At 48.8% G+C, this 16,665-nt stretch carries 12 protein-coding genes and 1 riboswitch; of the genes, 8 read left to right on the forward strand and 4 right to left on the reverse strand.

Features of this window, described 5'->3' with window-relative positions; all coding sequences use genetic code 11:
• Nucleotides 1-7 precede the first annotated feature (7 nt).
• On the reverse strand, nucleotides 8-1,645 hold the full coding sequence (locus DC345_RS10185) for a hybrid sensor histidine kinase/response regulator (protein ID WP_113052992.1): 1,638 nt from the start codon (nucleotides 1,643-1,645) through the stop codon (nucleotides 8-10).
• Nucleotides 1,646-2,019: 374 nt separating this feature from the next.
• Between DC345_RS10185 and DC345_RS10190 the strand changes: the two genes are divergently transcribed.
• From DC345_RS10190 to metE, 3 genes are all read left to right on the forward strand, one after another.
• Complete coding sequence (locus tag DC345_RS10190) at nucleotides 2,020-3,981, forward strand: anaerobic ribonucleoside triphosphate reductase (protein WP_113052993.1); 1,962 nt, start codon at nucleotides 2,020-2,022, stop codon at nucleotides 3,979-3,981.
• Nucleotides 3,978-4,487 (forward strand): anaerobic ribonucleoside-triphosphate reductase activating protein, encoded by a 510-nt coding sequence (gene nrdG, locus DC345_RS10195; RefSeq protein ID WP_113052994.1) that lies wholly within the window; start codon nucleotides 3,978-3,980, stop codon nucleotides 4,485-4,487. Before DC345_RS10190 ends, nrdG begins: the two co-directional genes overlap by 4 nt.
• 257 nt (nucleotides 4,488-4,744) lie before the next feature.
• Nucleotides 4,745-4,945, forward strand: a riboswitch (cobalamin riboswitch).
• 220 nt (nucleotides 4,946-5,165) lie between these two features.
• Nucleotides 5,166-7,520: a 5-methyltetrahydropteroyltriglutamate--homocysteine S-methyltransferase gene (metE, locus tag DC345_RS10200; RefSeq protein WP_113052995.1), complete on the forward strand. Its 2,355-nt coding sequence runs from the start codon at nucleotides 5,166-5,168 to the stop codon at nucleotides 7,518-7,520.
• A gap of 99 nt (nucleotides 7,521-7,619) precedes the next feature.
• Here metE and DC345_RS10205 read toward each other — a convergent pair whose 3' ends face one another.
• Nucleotides 7,620-10,439, reverse strand: a complete 2,820-nt coding sequence (locus tag DC345_RS10205) for a glycoside hydrolase family 3 C-terminal domain-containing protein (protein WP_113052996.1) — start codon at nucleotides 10,437-10,439, stop codon at nucleotides 7,620-7,622.
• A 410-nt stretch (nucleotides 10,440-10,849) separates the two neighbouring features.
• On the opposite strand from DC345_RS10205, the gene DC345_RS10210 reads away from it, so the two are divergent.
• The 5 genes from DC345_RS10210 (at nucleotide 10,850) to DC345_RS10230 (ending at nucleotide 15,249) form a co-directional block, all read left to right on the forward strand.
• Entirely contained in the window at nucleotides 10,850-12,364 is a 1,515-nt protein-coding gene (locus tag DC345_RS10210) for an FAD-dependent oxidoreductase (RefSeq protein WP_113053340.1), read from the forward strand.
• A 273-nt stretch (nucleotides 12,365-12,637) separates the two neighbouring features.
• The gene (locus DC345_RS10215; RefSeq protein WP_113052997.1) at nucleotides 12,638-12,967 is read left to right on the forward strand and encodes a PadR family transcriptional regulator; all 330 of its coding nucleotides are present in this window, start codon (nucleotides 12,638-12,640) and stop codon (nucleotides 12,965-12,967) included.
• Nucleotides 12,960-13,550, forward strand: coding sequence for an HAAS signaling domain-containing protein (locus DC345_RS10220; protein WP_113052998.1), 591 nt, complete (start codon nucleotides 12,960-12,962; stop codon nucleotides 13,548-13,550). Before DC345_RS10215 ends, DC345_RS10220 begins: the two co-directional genes overlap by 8 nt.
• Nucleotides 13,551-13,552: 2 nt before the next feature.
• Nucleotides 13,553-14,455, forward strand: a complete 903-nt coding sequence (locus DC345_RS10225; RefSeq protein ID WP_181586546.1) for a DUF4097 family beta strand repeat-containing protein — start codon at nucleotides 13,553-13,555, stop codon at nucleotides 14,453-14,455.
• Nucleotides 14,456-14,529: 74 nt separating this feature from the next.
• Nucleotides 14,530-15,249 carry a 3-ketoacyl-ACP reductase gene (locus DC345_RS10230; RefSeq protein ID WP_064641804.1) on the forward strand — a complete coding sequence of 240 codons (720 nt, stop codon included), beginning with the start codon at nucleotides 14,530-14,532 and terminating at the stop codon, nucleotides 15,247-15,249.
• Nucleotides 15,250-15,470: 221 nt separating this feature from the next.
• Here DC345_RS10230 and DC345_RS10235 read toward each other — a convergent pair whose 3' ends face one another.
• Both DC345_RS10235 and DC345_RS10240 read right to left on the reverse strand, forming a co-directional pair.
• A complete protein-coding gene (locus DC345_RS10235; RefSeq protein WP_064641803.1) occupies nucleotides 15,471-16,019 on the reverse strand; it encodes a helix-turn-helix domain-containing protein in 549 nt (182 codons plus the stop codon).
• A 59-nt stretch (nucleotides 16,020-16,078) separates the two neighbouring features.
• Complete coding sequence (locus tag DC345_RS10240; RefSeq protein WP_113053000.1) at nucleotides 16,079-16,444, reverse strand: glyoxalase superfamily protein; 366 nt, start codon at nucleotides 16,442-16,444, stop codon at nucleotides 16,079-16,081.
• Nucleotides 16,445-16,665: the final 221 nt, after the last annotated feature.

Below are 16,665 nucleotides of genomic sequence, written 5' to 3' on the forward strand. Positions count from 1 at the left end.
CATATTCTTAATGCACAATGATGCTTAACGCATTCAACAAATCGGCCTGCTTCACCGGCTTAGTCAGGACCGCATCGAAGACTTCCGCTTCATGCGGATCGATATGCATGCCATACGGAATCAAAACGATGACCGGTGAATCTGTAACCAGGCGCTTCAGCTTGTGTACAAAATCCACAGCACCGCCCTCCAGCAGTCCCATATCCACAACGGCCACATCAGGCGTAAAGCCCTTCTGAATCCAGTCGTACGCTTCGGTCGTAACCGAGGTCATATGCACATCCATCTCCCATCTGCGCATCAGGGAAGAAGCCCCTTGCAGAATGTCAGGGTCCTTGGCAAGCAGCACCTTTTTGCCCTTCAGTCGATGCTGAATATTGGCAAGCTGAGGCAGTTCCCAATGTCTGCGGAGCGGCAGGCAGATCTCAAATTCTGTCTCCTTGTCTCCTATGCCATGCACCTGAATACGGCCGTTCATAAGGATGGCAAGGTTTTGGCTGACCGCCAAACCGAGATTGGTTCCAACCAGCTTCTGTGTACTGATATTTCCGTCCAAATTGTTAAATGATCTAAGCTTATTATCCGAAGACAACATGCGTCCAGTGTACTTCACGTAGAGTTGAAGTGTACCCGCTTCCTCTGCATCTCCACCAGCTACGGTTGCCGTAACCAATACGGAACCTGCCCGTGTTGAATCTAGGGCATATTGAATGACATGGGACAATAGCTGCCCAATCTTGATTTCGTCCCCAACGAAAACCTGGGACACATTCAGATCAAGGTTCAGTCCCAGTTCAATGTTCTTGCTTAGCGCAAGTCCCGCGTAGAGATAAACGGTATTCTCAATCGTGGCCACCAGATCAAATGGATCATCGTGTACGACCGTTTTGCCTGCGTCATTGACGTTAAAACTCATCATGTTATTCAACAGGGAGAGCAAAATGTTACCGCTGGTTTCAATCATATTCACATATTCTGTCTGCTCGTCCGACATATCCGGTGTACGCATCAGGTCAGTTAATCCCAGAATGCCGTTCAGGGGATTACGAATCTCGTGGCTCATCAGCGACAGCATCTGCGTCTTGGTCATCGCCTCAGACTCCGCACGTTCCTTCTCTGCCTGCAATTGCTCCTGTAATTGCTCCGAATCGCTCAGCTTCTGTTCCTGAACTTGAAGCGTATCTTCCAGATCAACCACATACCCGAGAAAAACGGCCATGGCTTGCAATGTTTTCATATCCGTTTCACTGATCACATAATCAGGATCATCCATCAGACAGATCGTACCGAACGTTTCCCCGGATCTCCGCATGATGGGAATCCCTACAAAGAAACGATTGCCCAGCCCGCTTGTTACGTCCATTGATCTCGTAAGAGGATGTTCACAAGTATCCGTGATAATCAGACTGCTGCCCTTATCTCTTAATACCAGGCTGCAATAAGAAGCTTCAAATGGAAGTTCACTACCTTTGGCGATCAACTCTTCTTCGCGGTTAAAAGCTTCCATAATAACATTGGTCACGCCATCATTCGTGGCAACGAAGATGGTGTTCACCTTTAATATTCCGCTTAATACGTCTACGATATGGGATGCGGCTTCCTGTATATTTTCATAGAAGCCCCTTGTAATACTTACCGTTCCCATGACTCACCCCTCTTGTCTTAGCTGCATTTCAAATCCGTATTCCACAGTATGATTCAAACGATTAACGAGGGTTCAAATGTTTCGAAACAGGCTGTCACAAACTATTCATATATGAAGTTTTTTATCCTTTTTTCAAGCATCGTCAACTGAACTTGCACGGTAAATAGAAATTATACGCTTACCCTCCAGCTTTGAAAACCTTTATCATTCAGGGCTATAAATCATGGCCGTTGATCAACCTCTCACATGTGATTCTTATCACACCCAAATAACAATATACAGTGTATAAATGGATAAAGAAACTCTACATGTAGTGTTCAATGAATGGACATTATCCCATACATTTTCAATTTCATTATTTAGGAGGAACTGATATGAACATGCTTGAGTATGCCTCTCCACCGGCATCCGATCTGCTATCTGACCTGGGAAGACGAATTATAGGTGCTGAAGACGCCGATACGCTGAGGGAGAATGCCAATCTGAACGGAGACTCATTCAGCGGCAAGATGAGCAGGCTCGGTTCGGAGACCGCCAAGTGGCATGCTCTGCGTCATGTGCTGCCTAAGGAGCTCGCGCTAGCTGTGGAGAACGGCGATCTGTATGTACACGATCTGGATCAGTATGCACTTGGAACGACAAACTGTATCTTTATTCCGTTTGATCGACTGCTGTCCTCCGGATTCAATACCGGCAATGGTTCGGTTCGTACACCACAGACGATCATGTCTGCCATGGCACTGGTGGCCATTATTTTTCAATCCCAGCAAAACAGTCAGTACGGTGGTGTATCCGCCAATAAAATCGACTGGGATCTCGCCCCTTATGTGAAGCGTTCGTTCCGTAAGCATTACCGGAAGGGACAACGGCTGTTTGGGGAAATCACCTCAATTGAGGATGAGCAACTGCATTTGGATAGCGATGAAGCAAAGGAGAAGTGTCCTCGAGCCTTTGCCTTTGCCTGTGAAGAAACGGAACTGGAGACCGGGCAGGCTGCGGAGTCCCTGATCCATAACCTGAACACCATGAGCAGTCGTGCCGGAGGGCAGATTCCGTTCACATCGCTGAACTACGGGCTGTGTACTTCAGCCGAAGGTCGACTCGTGTCCCGATCGTTGCTGGAAGCGACCATTCGTGGACTCGGTAACGGAGAAACGCCCGTGTTCCCACAACATATATTCCAGTGCAAGCAAGGAATTAACCAATCTGAGGGGAATCCGAATTACGATCTGTTCCGGCTTGCTGTGACCTGCTCCTCACGGCGCATGTATCCGAATTTTGTCAATGTGGATGCTTCCTTCAACCTGCCCTATTATCAACCGGAAGATCCCGACACGATCATTGCGACGATGGGATGCCGTACACGCACACTGGCTGATCGCTTCGGACGCAATCGTCAGAGCGGCAAAGGTAACCTTTCCTTTAATACCATCAATCTGGTCAAGCTCGGCATTCGATATGGGATCTGCCAGGGTACAAGAGCCATCGCTGACCGTGCTGGCTTCTATACGGCGTTGGAATCCGTCATGCACAATGCTACAGATGGACTGCTGCATCGGTATCGAATTCAGACGAATCAGCCTGCCAAAGCATCGGACTTCATGATGCGGGAAGGAGTATGGGAAGGCGGTGAACGATTGGCTCCAAATGAACCAGTGGCTGGCCTGTTAAAACATGGTACGTTATCCCTTGGTTTTATCGGACTTGCTGAATGTATGACTGCTCTATATGGCCGTCACCATGGACAAGACCTGCATGTACATCGAGAGGCCTTGAATATCATTCGTACGATGAGAGATTTCTGTGACCGGATGAGTGAGCAGCATAATCTGAATATCACCTTGTTCGCTACGCCCGCTGAGGGCCTATCCGGCAAATTCACCAAGATTGATCGTGAGCGATACGGCAGTATCGCGGGCGTCAATGACCGGGAATACTACACTAATTCATTTCACATTCCGGTCTATTATAATCTTCCTGCCTATCGCAAGATTGAATTGGAAGCTCCCTTCCACTCATTATGTAATGCCGGAGCGATCTCTTATGTCGAACTCGACGGGAATGTAAGGGCCAATACCGCCGCTTTCCAACGAATCGTTCAATACGCGCTGGCCCAGGACATCGGGTATTTCTCCATTAATCATCCGATTGACCGTTGTCCGTCCTGTGGTTATGAGGGTGTCATTGGAGATGTATGCCCCGGATGTGAGGCTCATGAAAACCATGTGCATTTCCAGCGGCTGCGCCGGGTTACGGGGTATCTGACCGGTGACTATAAAGTGCGTTTCAATGGCGCGAAGCAGGCCGAAGTGAGAGACCGGGTGAAACACCGGTGAATCTGTATGGTTACATCCCGGAATCAGTGAATGAGGGGCCAGGCCTGCGTGCTGTGTTGTTCATCAGTGGATGCCGTCACGCTTGTCCGGGCTGCTTTAGCCCCGGCTCATGGAGCTTCCGTGCAGGCGAACCATTTACGATAGAGCGGCGGCAGCAGATTCTGCATGAAGTGACCTCGCATCCCTTGCTGGAAGGGGTTACTTTATGCGGAGGTGATCCTTTTTTCTCTGCCGCAGAATGCGCATCCTGGGTTCGGCAGCTTCGGGCTGCTCGATCTGATCTGACCTTGTGGGCCTACACGGGGTTTGTGTATGAAGAATTGATTACAGACCCGTCACGGGCGGAGTTATCCCAGCTATGCGACGTCATTATCGATGGTCCTTATATCGCAGCTGAGCGTGACGTGTCACTTCCTTTTCGCGGCAGTCGTAATCAGCGCATCATCGATGTGGGTGCAACCATGGCTAGCCAGACAATCGTTACCATGCAGTTAGATGCATGGTAACGATTTTTTTATTAGAGGGGAATCAGGCACAGCATGAGCGATGATTTAGTTCATTTTAAGGAGTCAAATCTGTCACTATACCAAGGTTTCATAGCAGTCAATTTTATTTCCGATCGGATTAATGATATATGTTGCAAGCCCGTAGGTTATCGTCTATGATTGGTAGCATAAGAGCAAGTATACAAAGATTGCATCATTATACAATCTATCATTCTATGCTTGGTCACCAATTTCATAGCCGGAGATGTGTACGCACATTTCTGCACACGGAAACAGGTGCCGACCGCGCGACATGCGTGGTCAGGCTTAAAAGGGAAGCACGGTGTAAATCCGTCGCGGTCCCGCCACTGTAAACGGGGAGTCTGTACATAAACAATCCACTGGTGTATCCACCGGGAAGGACATGTACAAGACCATGATCCGCAAGCCAGGAGACCTGCCTGTTTCGACAGCATCGCATGACCTACGGAAGATAGGGAGGTGTTAGAGCAGCCGCTACAACTACATATAGCAGGTGTTCTTTCCCATTCTATCTCTGTGCACAGTCGTCATTCATGATGCCTGTTTCTCGGGGTATGGAATCGGAAGGAATGCCTTTTTTTGACGCTTTCAAAAGAAACACACCACAATAGCTTCAACTTGATGAGTGCACTTATTATAAATGAGGAGGAATTTTACATGTCGCAATCACAGCAACAGCAACAACAGCCACAAGTACTGACAGGCAACCTCGGTTACCCCCGCATCGGTGCAGGACGCGAATGGAAAAAAGCACTGGAGTCCTTCTGGGCTGGCCGAATCGATGAATCCACGCTTCATCAGGAGCTGACCACACTTCGGTTGCAAGATCTGAAGAAACAACAGGCACAACAGCTCGATCTGATTCCTGTGGGCGACTTCTCCTACTATGATCATATTCTTGACGTATCCGCGATGTTTGGCGTCGTTCCTGAGCGTTTTAACCATTCAGGCGGACCAGTATCTTTATCTACCTACTACGCCATGGCCCGGGGTAACGATCAGGCAACAGCCTGTGAGATGACCAAATGGCTTAACACCAACTATCACTACATCGTACCTGAGATTAATAATGATACTGCATTTGCATTGCTTGAAAATAAACCCCTTGCCGCCTATCGCGAAGCGAAGCAGGAGCTTGGGCTGGAAGGTAAACCGGTCGTCGTCGGCCCGTACTCGTATGTACGATTCGCCAAAGGCTATGACGAAGAGCGCTTCGCAGAAATCGTCACACGCCTCGTTCCAGTATATAGCCAGCTTCTGTCTGAGCTTCAAGCAGAAGGTGTACAGTGGGTACAGATCGACGAGCCTGCTCTGACGCTGGCTGTCTCTTCCGAAGATGAAGCCTTGCTGCAACAGGTGTATGCTGCCTTGGCACAAGCTGCACCGGAATTGAAGCTGCTGCTTCAAACGTACTTCGAATCGGTGGAAGCTTATCCGGTCGTGACATCACTGCCTGTTGCCGGAATCGGCCTGGACCTGATCCACGGCTATGAAGGCAACCTGGCCAGCCTGCGGGAGCATGGCTTCCCGCAGGATAAATGGTTGGGCGCCGGTGTCATCGACGGGCGCAACATCTGGCGCGCCGATCTCGCAGAGACGGCGAAGCTGCTGGAGCAGGTGGCTGAATTCGCAGCCGAAGGCAAGCTGATCATTCAGCCTTCCTGTAGCCTGTTGCATGTACCGGTTACTGCCGCTCAGGAGAGCGCGCTTGATCCGGTACTGCGCAATGCCCTGGCCTTTGCCGACGAGAAGCTGGAGGAAATTGCGACGCTCGGCACGTTGTTGTCCGGCGGTGCGAAGCAGGCGGACCAGGAAGCGGCTTTGGCTGAAGCCAGCCGCCGCGCCCAGGCAAGCACCGAAGCGGTGCGCCTGCTGAGCGAGTCCGAATCACGGACACGCCTGAGTGGTGCGCCTGCAGGGGTACATGCTGATGAGCAGCTGCTTCGCAACGCATCATTCCAGGAGCGACGCGAGTTGCAGCAGCAAAAATGGTCGCTCCCGCTGCTGCCAACAACTACCATTGGCAGCTTCCCGCAAACGGCGGACGTGCGTAAAGCACGTGCACTCTTCCGTAAAGGGGAATGGAATGCGGAGCAATATGACGCTTATGTGCGTGAACAGATCCAGGAGTGGATTACCATCCAGGAGGAAATTGGTCTGGATGTGCTGGTACACGGTGAGTTCGAACGTACCGATATGGTCGAGTTTTTCGGTGAAAAGCTGACCGGATTCGCCTTCACCAAAAACGGCTGGGTACAATCCTACGGCTCACGATGCGTGAAGCCACCTGTAATCTACGGAGATGTGCTGTTCAATGAACCGATGACGGTAAAAGAAACGGCGTATGCCCAGACACTGACCAGCAAACCGGTGAAAGGCATGCTCACAGGTCCGGTAACAATCCTGAACTGGTCCTTTGTCCGCTCGGATATTCCACGCAGTGAAGTATCCTACCAGATTGCTCGCGCCATTCGCGACGAGGTTGAAGCCCTGGAGCAAGCAGGCATTGAGATGATTCAGGTCGATGAGCCAGCTCTGCGTGAAGGACTTCCACTCAAACGAAGCAAGTGGGATGAGTACCTGCAATGGGCCGTGGAATCCTTCCGTTTGGCTACTGCAACCGTAAAACCAACAACACAGGTGCATACCCACATGTGCTACTGCGAGTTCGATGATATTATTGAAGCCATCAGCGATCTGGATGCAGATGTGATCTCGATCGAGACATCCCGCAGCCATGGGGAACTGGTAGGCAGCTTCGAGCAAAATACTTATGACAAAGGCATCGGACTCGGTGTATACGATATCCACAGTCCGCGTGTTCCAGGCAAGGACGAGATGTTGAATATGATTGAGCGTGCACTTCAAGTGCTGCCAGCAGATCTGTTCTGGGTGAACCCTGACTGCGGGCTGAAAACACGTGGTAAAGCTGAAGTCGTAGATGCATTGAGCATCATGGTAGACGCTGCTCGTACAGCAAGAGAACGGGTAACGGCTGATTCCTCAATCTAAACGAAGCTTGTGAATGCAAACAAAAGCCTCCGAATTCATTCGGAGGCTTTTTCATTTACCATCATTCTATTTGTTTATCTGGCAAGCTCTTTATCCGGCTTAACGAATCTCGAAATGGCTAACACGTACTCCTGCGGACAACACGAGGTATACATCCTGTTGACCTGATACACCTTGCAGGTCTACCTTAACCGTGGACCACTGCTGGGCCTCGCCTTGTGTCAGATCTACACGTCCTGCCAGTGTACCGTCAGGTGCGCCCAGTCGAACTTCCAATACCGCATCTGCCTGCTCTGATGATACACGAGCTTCAAACGCTGCTGCACCGCTGCCTAGATCTGCATCCTTGAAGGCAATCCAGCCTTGTTCACCAATCACACGGACAGAAGTTCCGCCTTCTTTGCTCTCATCCAGCTCCACACCGAAGTATGCATCGTAATTCTCGGCCCGAGTAGCCACACCCAGATTACGTGCAGGAATAGTCTCCCCTTGTACTGTCAGGTCAGCAACAAGTTGAACATCGGCAGAAGATTTACCCACCATAATGGAGTAGGTGCCGCTTTCGACCACATAACGATCACGGGTTACATCCCAGATCGCCAGTTCCTGAACTGGCAATGTAAAGCTGACTTTTACTGTAGCTCCAGCTTCAATATGCAGACGACGGAACCCTTTTAACGTTTTGAGCGGACGTTTCACACGGGACTGTCCGGCACGCACATACAACTGCACAACCTCATCACTGGCGATCGTTCCTGTATTTGTCACGTCCACATGCACAGTAATGGTCTCTTCGACTCCAGCCTGAGCTGGACTGAGCTCCAAATTACTGTATTTAAACGATGCATACGTTAATCCATGTCCGAATGGATACAGTACGTCACCTTCAAAGTACTGATACGTACGTCCGGATTGAATGATATCGTAGTCTCTGATATCGGTCAGCTGATCTGCCGATTGTACCCACGTCATATTCAGGCGGCCTGCTGGCGCATAATCGCCATACAATACGTCAGCGACAGCATTCCCTAGCTCTTGTCCCGCATGGGATGTATACAATACAGCCGGAATGTTCTCCTGCACCCAGTTGGACGTGAACGGGTAACTTCCCACGATAACTACAACAGTATTTGGATTCGCTGCATAAACGGCTTCAACCAGACGCTGCTGGGATTCAGCCAGGTCCAGACTTGGGCGGTCGATCTCTTCTTTACCATTCACAAGTGGATTGTTGCCGACAAATACAACCGCCGTCTCCGCTTCCTTCGCGGCCGCTACAGCTTCCTCCAATCCATTCACCACAATATCCTTCTTGAATGTTTCCGTAACACCGAAAGATTTCAACTCTTCGGTTACCGCAAACGCATCGTTTCCGCCATTGGGTGCCGCTACGGTTTTTCCGTTCCAAGTCTTCAGCCCCACGCTTCCGTCCTGTTGTGGCAATAGATTGAATACTTCCTTCACAAACCAGCCATATACTTCATCCGCCGATGCCGTAACCGTTTCTTCATCCGTCGTCAGGTATTTCCCATTACTGTCTGCCTTCAGCGTGTAACTGCCAAAGCCCCAGTCACTCAGTGTAAATGTCTCTGCATTTCCCGAAGCAATGATGGATGATTTCTCATCTTCAGCCAATCCGACAGCCTTGCCGCTTGCCACTGAAGTCAATGTAATGCGGTCATTGCCATCCTTGAATGCAACCTTGTCGCCGCCTACTTTGCCGCTGATCGCTTCAAGCGGGGATACGCTATATGGCATGGTGCCTGCATACCAGTCACGATAGACTGTTCCGCCCAGTTGACCAATCACAGCCACTTTGCCGGATTTTGTTTTATCCAGCGGAAGCGTGCCTTGATCATTTTTGAGCAGTACAACTTGCTCTCTCGCTGCTCTCAATGACAGTGCCTTCGCCTTCTCCGTCATCATGGCTTCTTCACCAATCGAAGCATATGGATTGCCCTCAACTGGATCGAATTCACCCAGACGGAAACGCACACGGAACGTATTGAACAACGCCAGATCAATGTCTTCCATTGTGAGTGTGCCTTGCTCTAATCCTTCACGCAGCGCCTGCTTCGACAGATCGGCATCATCGGTAATACTGTCAATACCAGCTTTGACGGACTCTACTGTACCTGGTGTGTGCGAATCATAGTATTTATGATCGTTCTTGATCCCCATGACATCCCCTGCATCACTGACAATGAAGCCATCCATGCCCCATTCGCCCTTCACAATCTCGTTTACAAACGGATGCAGCAATGCCGGTGTACCATTAATAGAGTTGTACGCGGTCATCATTGACTGTGCACCGCCCTCTTTGAACGGTTTCTCGAACGCCTTCAGATAATATTCACGCATGTTGCGCGGATCAATGCTCGATGAACCACTGCCACGGTCCACTTCATTATTGTTTGCAAGGAAATGCTTCAGCGTGGCAACCGCCTTGTAATACTTCGGATGGTCGCCCTGAATTCCCTTAACCAAGGCCGTTGTCAGCTCAGCAGTCAGTTCCGGGTCTTCACCATAAGCCTCTTCGTTCCGACCCCAACGTGGATCACGCTCCATATCAACCGTAGGCGCCCACAGCGTCAGACCGTTTACTGCCGGATTGCGTTTGTAAAATACACGTGCTTCATCCCCGATCACGGAGCCGATCTCTTTCATCAGATCCGCATCCCATGTGCATGCTAGCCCTACCGGCTGCGGGAAGGAAGTCGCTTCGCCAAGCCAGGCTAGGCCATGGGCTGCTTCTGTGCCATGTTTGTATGCTGCGATACCTAGGCGTTCTACTGCGGGTTGGTATTGCAGCATCGATTCGATTTTCTCATCTTCCGACAGGCGGGAGACGAGGTCCTTTACACGTGTATCTAGTTCGAGCGTTGTATCCTGGAAAGGATATTTCGTTTGGTTGGTCATGATATGGAATCTCCTTTGGTAATTCATTGATTTATTTAGAATGATAGCGGATACATAATCCCTAAATTAATACGATGCAATCTTGATGTATCCGACCACGCAATTCGAAGATTTAACCTTTTAGAACAAGCACTTCACGATCTATCGTTAACTCTTCTTTTCATTTACTAAAACGATTTCGATAAATCTATCATATAGCATGTTTAGCAAAAAAAACAGGGGTGCCTCACAGGAAAATGTGAACTTTCCTCAGGAAAGTATGCGGACAATCGTTTTATTCTGGCACAGTATGGTAATCATGGATAGGAGTATAGATTTGACGTACTTATTGAGCTAGACATAGTCCTTAATGAAGAAGAATATTGAAGGAGGAAAATGGAGTGAGTGAACATGAGCAGCCCCCCACAGGTATGCCTTCCATTCCGGAGTCTCTGTGGAGAGCAACAAACACATTCAATGAATATCCGAAACTGACAGAAGATACAACCGCCGATGTAGCCATTATTGGTGCAGGAATTGCAGGCATTACAACAGCCTACTTGCTGGCCCAGAAGGGCATGCGTGTGGTTGTGCTTGAAGCAGGAAAAGTGCTGGATGGCACAACAGGCCACACAACAGCCAAGGTATCGGCACAGCATGGCGTGATATTTGATGAATTGCTTCATCATTTTGGAGAAGAACAGGCCCGCATGTATTATGAAGGCAATGCAACAGCTGCCAAGTGGATGCGCGATCTGGTAAAAGATAAACAGATTGATTGCCAGTGGGCTGAGGAAGATGCCTATGTCTACATTCCATCCGAGGAAAATCTCAAGAAGCTGGAGATTGAGCTGACAGCCTATGGCAAGCTGAATATTCCTGGTCAATGGGTTGATCCCCTTCCCATCCCTGTTCCGTCCAGGGCAGGGATTAAGATGCCGGGACAGGCTCGCTTTGACCCGCTCAGTTACTTACATTACTTACTGGAATCCGCAGTCAAGCAAGGTGTACGCATTTACGAACATACAACAGTTACCGATGTAGAGGAGGATGCCTCGCTACATGTGCGGACATATGAGAATGGTCCATCCGTTACAGCCGAACATGTCGTTGTTGCCTCCCATTTTCCGGTCTATGATCCCGGATTTTATTTTTCACGGCTGCACGCTGAACGTTCCTACGCTGTTGTTGTTGAACCTCAGAAACCTTTCACCGGTGGCATGTATATCTCAGACGATGAACCCTATCGATCCCTGCGTACTGTCATTCATAAAGGGAAGGAACACATCCTCTTTGGAGGGGAAAATCACAAAACCGGACAGGGCATCTGCACAGTCGGTCATTATGAAAATTTGGAGCGTTATGCAGCCGATACATTCGGCATTCGCAACATCCCTTTCCGCTGGTCAGCTCAGGATCTGATCTCCATCGATAAAGTCCCTTACATTGGTCCAATTACTGGACGACATGAACGAGTCTATGTGGCTACCGGCTTTGCCAAATGGGGTATGACCACAGGAACGATGGCTGGGCATATCCTTACGGACCGGATTACCGGACGCGACAACGCTTACGCTGCTGTATTCGATCCTGCAAGATTCAAGGTAGACCCAGGTGTGAAAAACTTCCTTGTAGAGAATGTCAATGTAGCCGCGGAACTGATCTCTGGCAAAGTTGGCATTATACACAAGAACACGGGAGAACTCGGCAACGATGAAGGGGCTGTCGTTCGCCATGACGGCAAACGTGCCGGCGCCTACAAGGACCCGACTGGCAAACTTTTTCTCGTGGATACGACCTGCACCCATTTGGGATGTGAAGTGGAATGGAATGCTGGGGAACGCTCCTGGGATTGCCCATGCCATGGCTCACGCTTCAATTACGCTGGAAAAGTCATTGAAGGCCCTGCCGTTAAAGACCTTACAGTATTGGATGCACATAAATAACTTAAGCTGATACCCCATCGTTGTATGCCTTCATCCCATAGACCCGGATCGGAATCCGTCTTCAGACGGAAGTAACCGATTCGGGTTTTGCGTATGCTGATCTATAGATAAATTAGCGAGAAAACGAAGTTAGTCCAACTTAGCGGCACATCGTGATATGGAACTATTTTAAAATCACTACCTTGCATTAAACAGTACCGGATGCTATGATGAACTCACGACTACTGAACAATACACACTAGTGATTGGATAGAGCAACAAGGAGGAACCCAAGTGAATGTTAATATTCAATTTAAAAAAGGGGTGCTGGAACTATGCGTCCTCGTGCTGATCAACCGCCAGGATCGTTACGGCTACGAACTCGCTCAGGCTGTATCCCAGCATATTGAGGTGGCGGAAGGTGCGCTGTATCCCCTTTTGCGGAGATTGGTCAATGACGGCTATTGTACGACTTATCTGCAGGAATCCAGTGAAGGCCCTCCACGTAAGTACTACAAACTGTCTGATACCGGCCGCGATTATATGAAGACTCTCACGAATGAATGGAATAGTTTTGTGCGCAGTGTCGCAAATCTTATAGAGGAAGGTACCCCAAATGAATAGACAACAATTCATGCAGGCAATGGAGATTCATCTAAGACCGATGGACCCGCTGGAACGGGCCGAATTGCTCGCTGATTATGAACAGCATTTTGAGATGGGATTAAGAGAAGGAAGACCGGAAGAAGAGATTGCACGGGAATTGGGGCATCCGATCGAGATTGCCAAAGAAGCGTTAGGTGACCGGTATGATGCACATACGCCCGGATCTGATCCGTTTTATGCGCCAACATTCGAAGAAATGCGTTCACAGCAAAAGAAGGGAAATCGAGCTGCACGCAACTTCTTCACGGCAATCGGACTTTTTTTCCTAAACATCATATTGGCCATTCCGCTAGGATTGACTCTGTGGTCGGTATGGCTAACCATTGCCAGTTTGTCGCTGCTGGTATTAGCCCCGGTTGCTGCTGCTGTGGATTTCTTATATCTTGGCCATTTCGAGTATTCTGAATTGTTCGTGTCGATTGGAGTATTCGGTGTAGGCATTCTATTCGCCATTGCGACAAAATCGGTGTTTAAAGCCTTTAAGTCAATCACTCTTCAGTATATAAGATGGAATCAAAAGACGATGAAAGGGGATGTCTAATCATGAGCACCAAAAAATGGATCGCTTTAGCCATACTATGTATCGGCATCGGTTTGCTCGGAACCTCCATTTACGGAGTTCAGTTCGGAGACAAAAGAGAACCCTACTCCAAACGTTGGGAATTTAAAAATGATGAGCTGCACAATATCATGATGAATGCCAACTTAAGCGCAGATATTGAGTTTGTTGTCAGTCCGGATTCCAATGGCTACATTGAAGTCGACGGAAAGTGGGACCCAGCCGTAATTAAAGGTTTTGAACAGGCCTCGATCACGGATGGAACCTTTACGCTAAACCAGGAAGAGCGTTTGCGTTTGCAATTTTTCATCCTTTATTGGAATAATCAGCAGCAAACGATTACGGTTGCGCTCCCTGAAGGACATCAGCTGGATGAAGTTAACATCGTCTCTTCTTCCAGTGATCTGGATCTGAAGGGTCTGCATGCCAATACCTTGGACCTTAACAACACGTCTGGAAGCATTCACCTTCAGGACATTACCGTACCAACCATTCAACTCGATCTGACTTCAGGAGACATCAAAGCCGCGGCAATTGCGGGAGATATGGAAGTCAAACAAACTTCCGGCAGTTTCACGCTAAATGGCATTAATGGCGATGTGACCCGAAATGTACAGTCGGGAGATACCAAAATTACACAATTGAACGGTGCAGCAAATGTTAAGTTCACTTCCGGCAGCGTAAAGATCGAGCAAGAAGTCTCCGGTTCAATTGATGTATCGGGACAGTCTGGAGATATTTCCATACAGGCGGCACCTGATTTTGACGGCATTTACGATGCACAGGCCACATCTGGTGATGTGAATATACCTGATTCACCCATGGTAAGCCGCGAAGTCATCAAAGCTCGCACTACTTCAGGCAGTATCAAAATCAAACAATCATGATGAAGCAAATATTCGAACTGTGGGTAATATAGTATAATTAAATGCTAGTCCAATTCTAAGGAGGAGTTACCCACATGGAACTTAAAAATAAAACGGCTGTCATCACTGGCGCCGGTAAAGGTATTGGCCGTGCCATTGCTGAAGCACTTGCCAAGGAAGGTGTACATCTCGGACTGATCGCTCGGACGGCCTCCGATCTGGAGGCTCTCCAGCAGTCGCTGAGCCAGGAATATGGTGTAAAAGTAACCAGTGCCATTGCGGATATTTCCGATCGCACTCAGGCTGAAGCAGCCGTAGCTGCGATTGAGATGGAACTTGGTGCAGTCGACATTCTGATCAACAATGCAGGCATTGCAAGCTTCGGCACACTGCTGGACATGGACCCGGAAGAGTGGGAACGTATCCTGCATGTTAATGTGATGGGTACATACTACGTAACTCGTGCTGTACTGCCAAGCATGATTAAGGAAAGCAGCGGCAGCATTATCAACATCGCCTCCACCGCAGGCGAGCGTGGATTTGCTACCGGCTCAGCTTACTGCGCTTCCAAATTCGCGCTGCTCGGCATGACCGAATCCCTGATGCAGGAAGTGCGCAAATCCAATATCCGGGTTACTGCGTTAACACCAAGTACAGTGAACACGGAGCTGGCAACCAATGCTGGACTCAAAATTGGAGACGAAGACCGCATGATGCAAGCGGAAGACGTAGCTGAACTGGCTTTGGCGACGCTCAAACTGTCGGACCGTGTATTTGTTAAAGCCGCAGGCATCTGGACAACTAATCCACAGTAAGCAGGAGTAGTCAGACCATTTATAAAGAACTATGCATGATAGAAGCAACCATTTCTAATGATGCACTCCGTCGCCATCTGGCCGCCAGAGAAACCTCTGGGCGGCCTTTTACATATTCAGCAGCCGCCGCCATCGTGTCCGAATACGATTCATCACGCGGATTCTCTACCCTTATAATTAATGAAGCGTTACTTTTCCTTCTCCATTCCACTATCCTCTGCTTATGCGTTCCACAAATGGTCCAAATCCAACTCCTTGGACACGGCGATCAGTACTACCGCGGGTTCCTCCCCAATATTGGTTACTTCGTGGGGAACGATGGCATTCCAGCTGAATGAATCCCCTGCCTCTAGAATCTCTACATCCTCACACTGCTCTGCGCGAATTCGGCCTTGCAGAACCAGATGACTCTCTTCTCCGGCGTGTTTATTAACTCCAGTCGATGCACCTGCTGGCAGCTCCACAATGGACATGCGCATGGCACCCTTGGCCGTTAGATGCTGTACTTTGATCTGCCCACTTCCGGCAGTCGTCTCCTTGCGCTCATCCTTGCGCACCACATTCATCCGCTGCTCCGGTGACAGCAGCAAGTATGGCAGTGGCACTTCCAGATAATCGGCGATACTTTCGAGCGTGGCGATGGACGGTGATGTTTTATTATTTTCCACGTTGCTGATAAACCCCTTGGATAGCCCCGTACCCTCGCACATTTGCATGATGGTGATCTGTTTTTGTTTGCGAATCGTACGAATGGCTAGACCAATATCCATGCTGCAATCATCCTCCTTTGATCTTCTGTATATCCGATTTGAATATTCAATACATAATCTTATCCCACGTTAGGTTCATAAAAAACAATTCGGTTACCAAACGGATCAATCACTGTCAATTCCCTTAGATTCCACGGCGTGTCGGTAATGCCGGGTCTCGAATGCTTGTACTTTTTCCGATTAAGCACCTCGCATAAGGCATCGAGCGCATCCGTTTCTATTCGTAAAGCCGCTCCAGGCGTACAATCGCCATGATGTTCTGATAGGTGTAATTGAATGGAATCCAGAGATACCTGCATATATAGCGGCAGATCTGGCTCAAACCGATGTTCCCAATCCAATTGAAAACCCAGATATTCCAGGTAGAACTCTTTCGCCTTGTCTTCATCAAATATCCTCAAAATGGGCACGGTTCCTTTAAGCATAATGATCACGTCCTTGGGAGTAATATGTGGTTTACTTTGGCGATCCGCCTGCTACATCGTTATAGATCATTATAGATTTCTTATACGGAACATATTTTCATAATACAAAAAAAATATTGACCCTACAATGGAATCATGATAAATTTTGTTCATTAATAAGAATATTAATTTCATATTAGTGAACTTTATTTTGATTACTCATTTCATATCAGGTGGTGGTT

The sequence above is a fragment of the Paenibacillus taichungensis genome, from assembly GCF_003287275.1.
Classification (GTDB): Bacteria; Bacillota; Bacilli; order Paenibacillales; family Paenibacillaceae; genus Paenibacillus; species Paenibacillus taichungensis_A.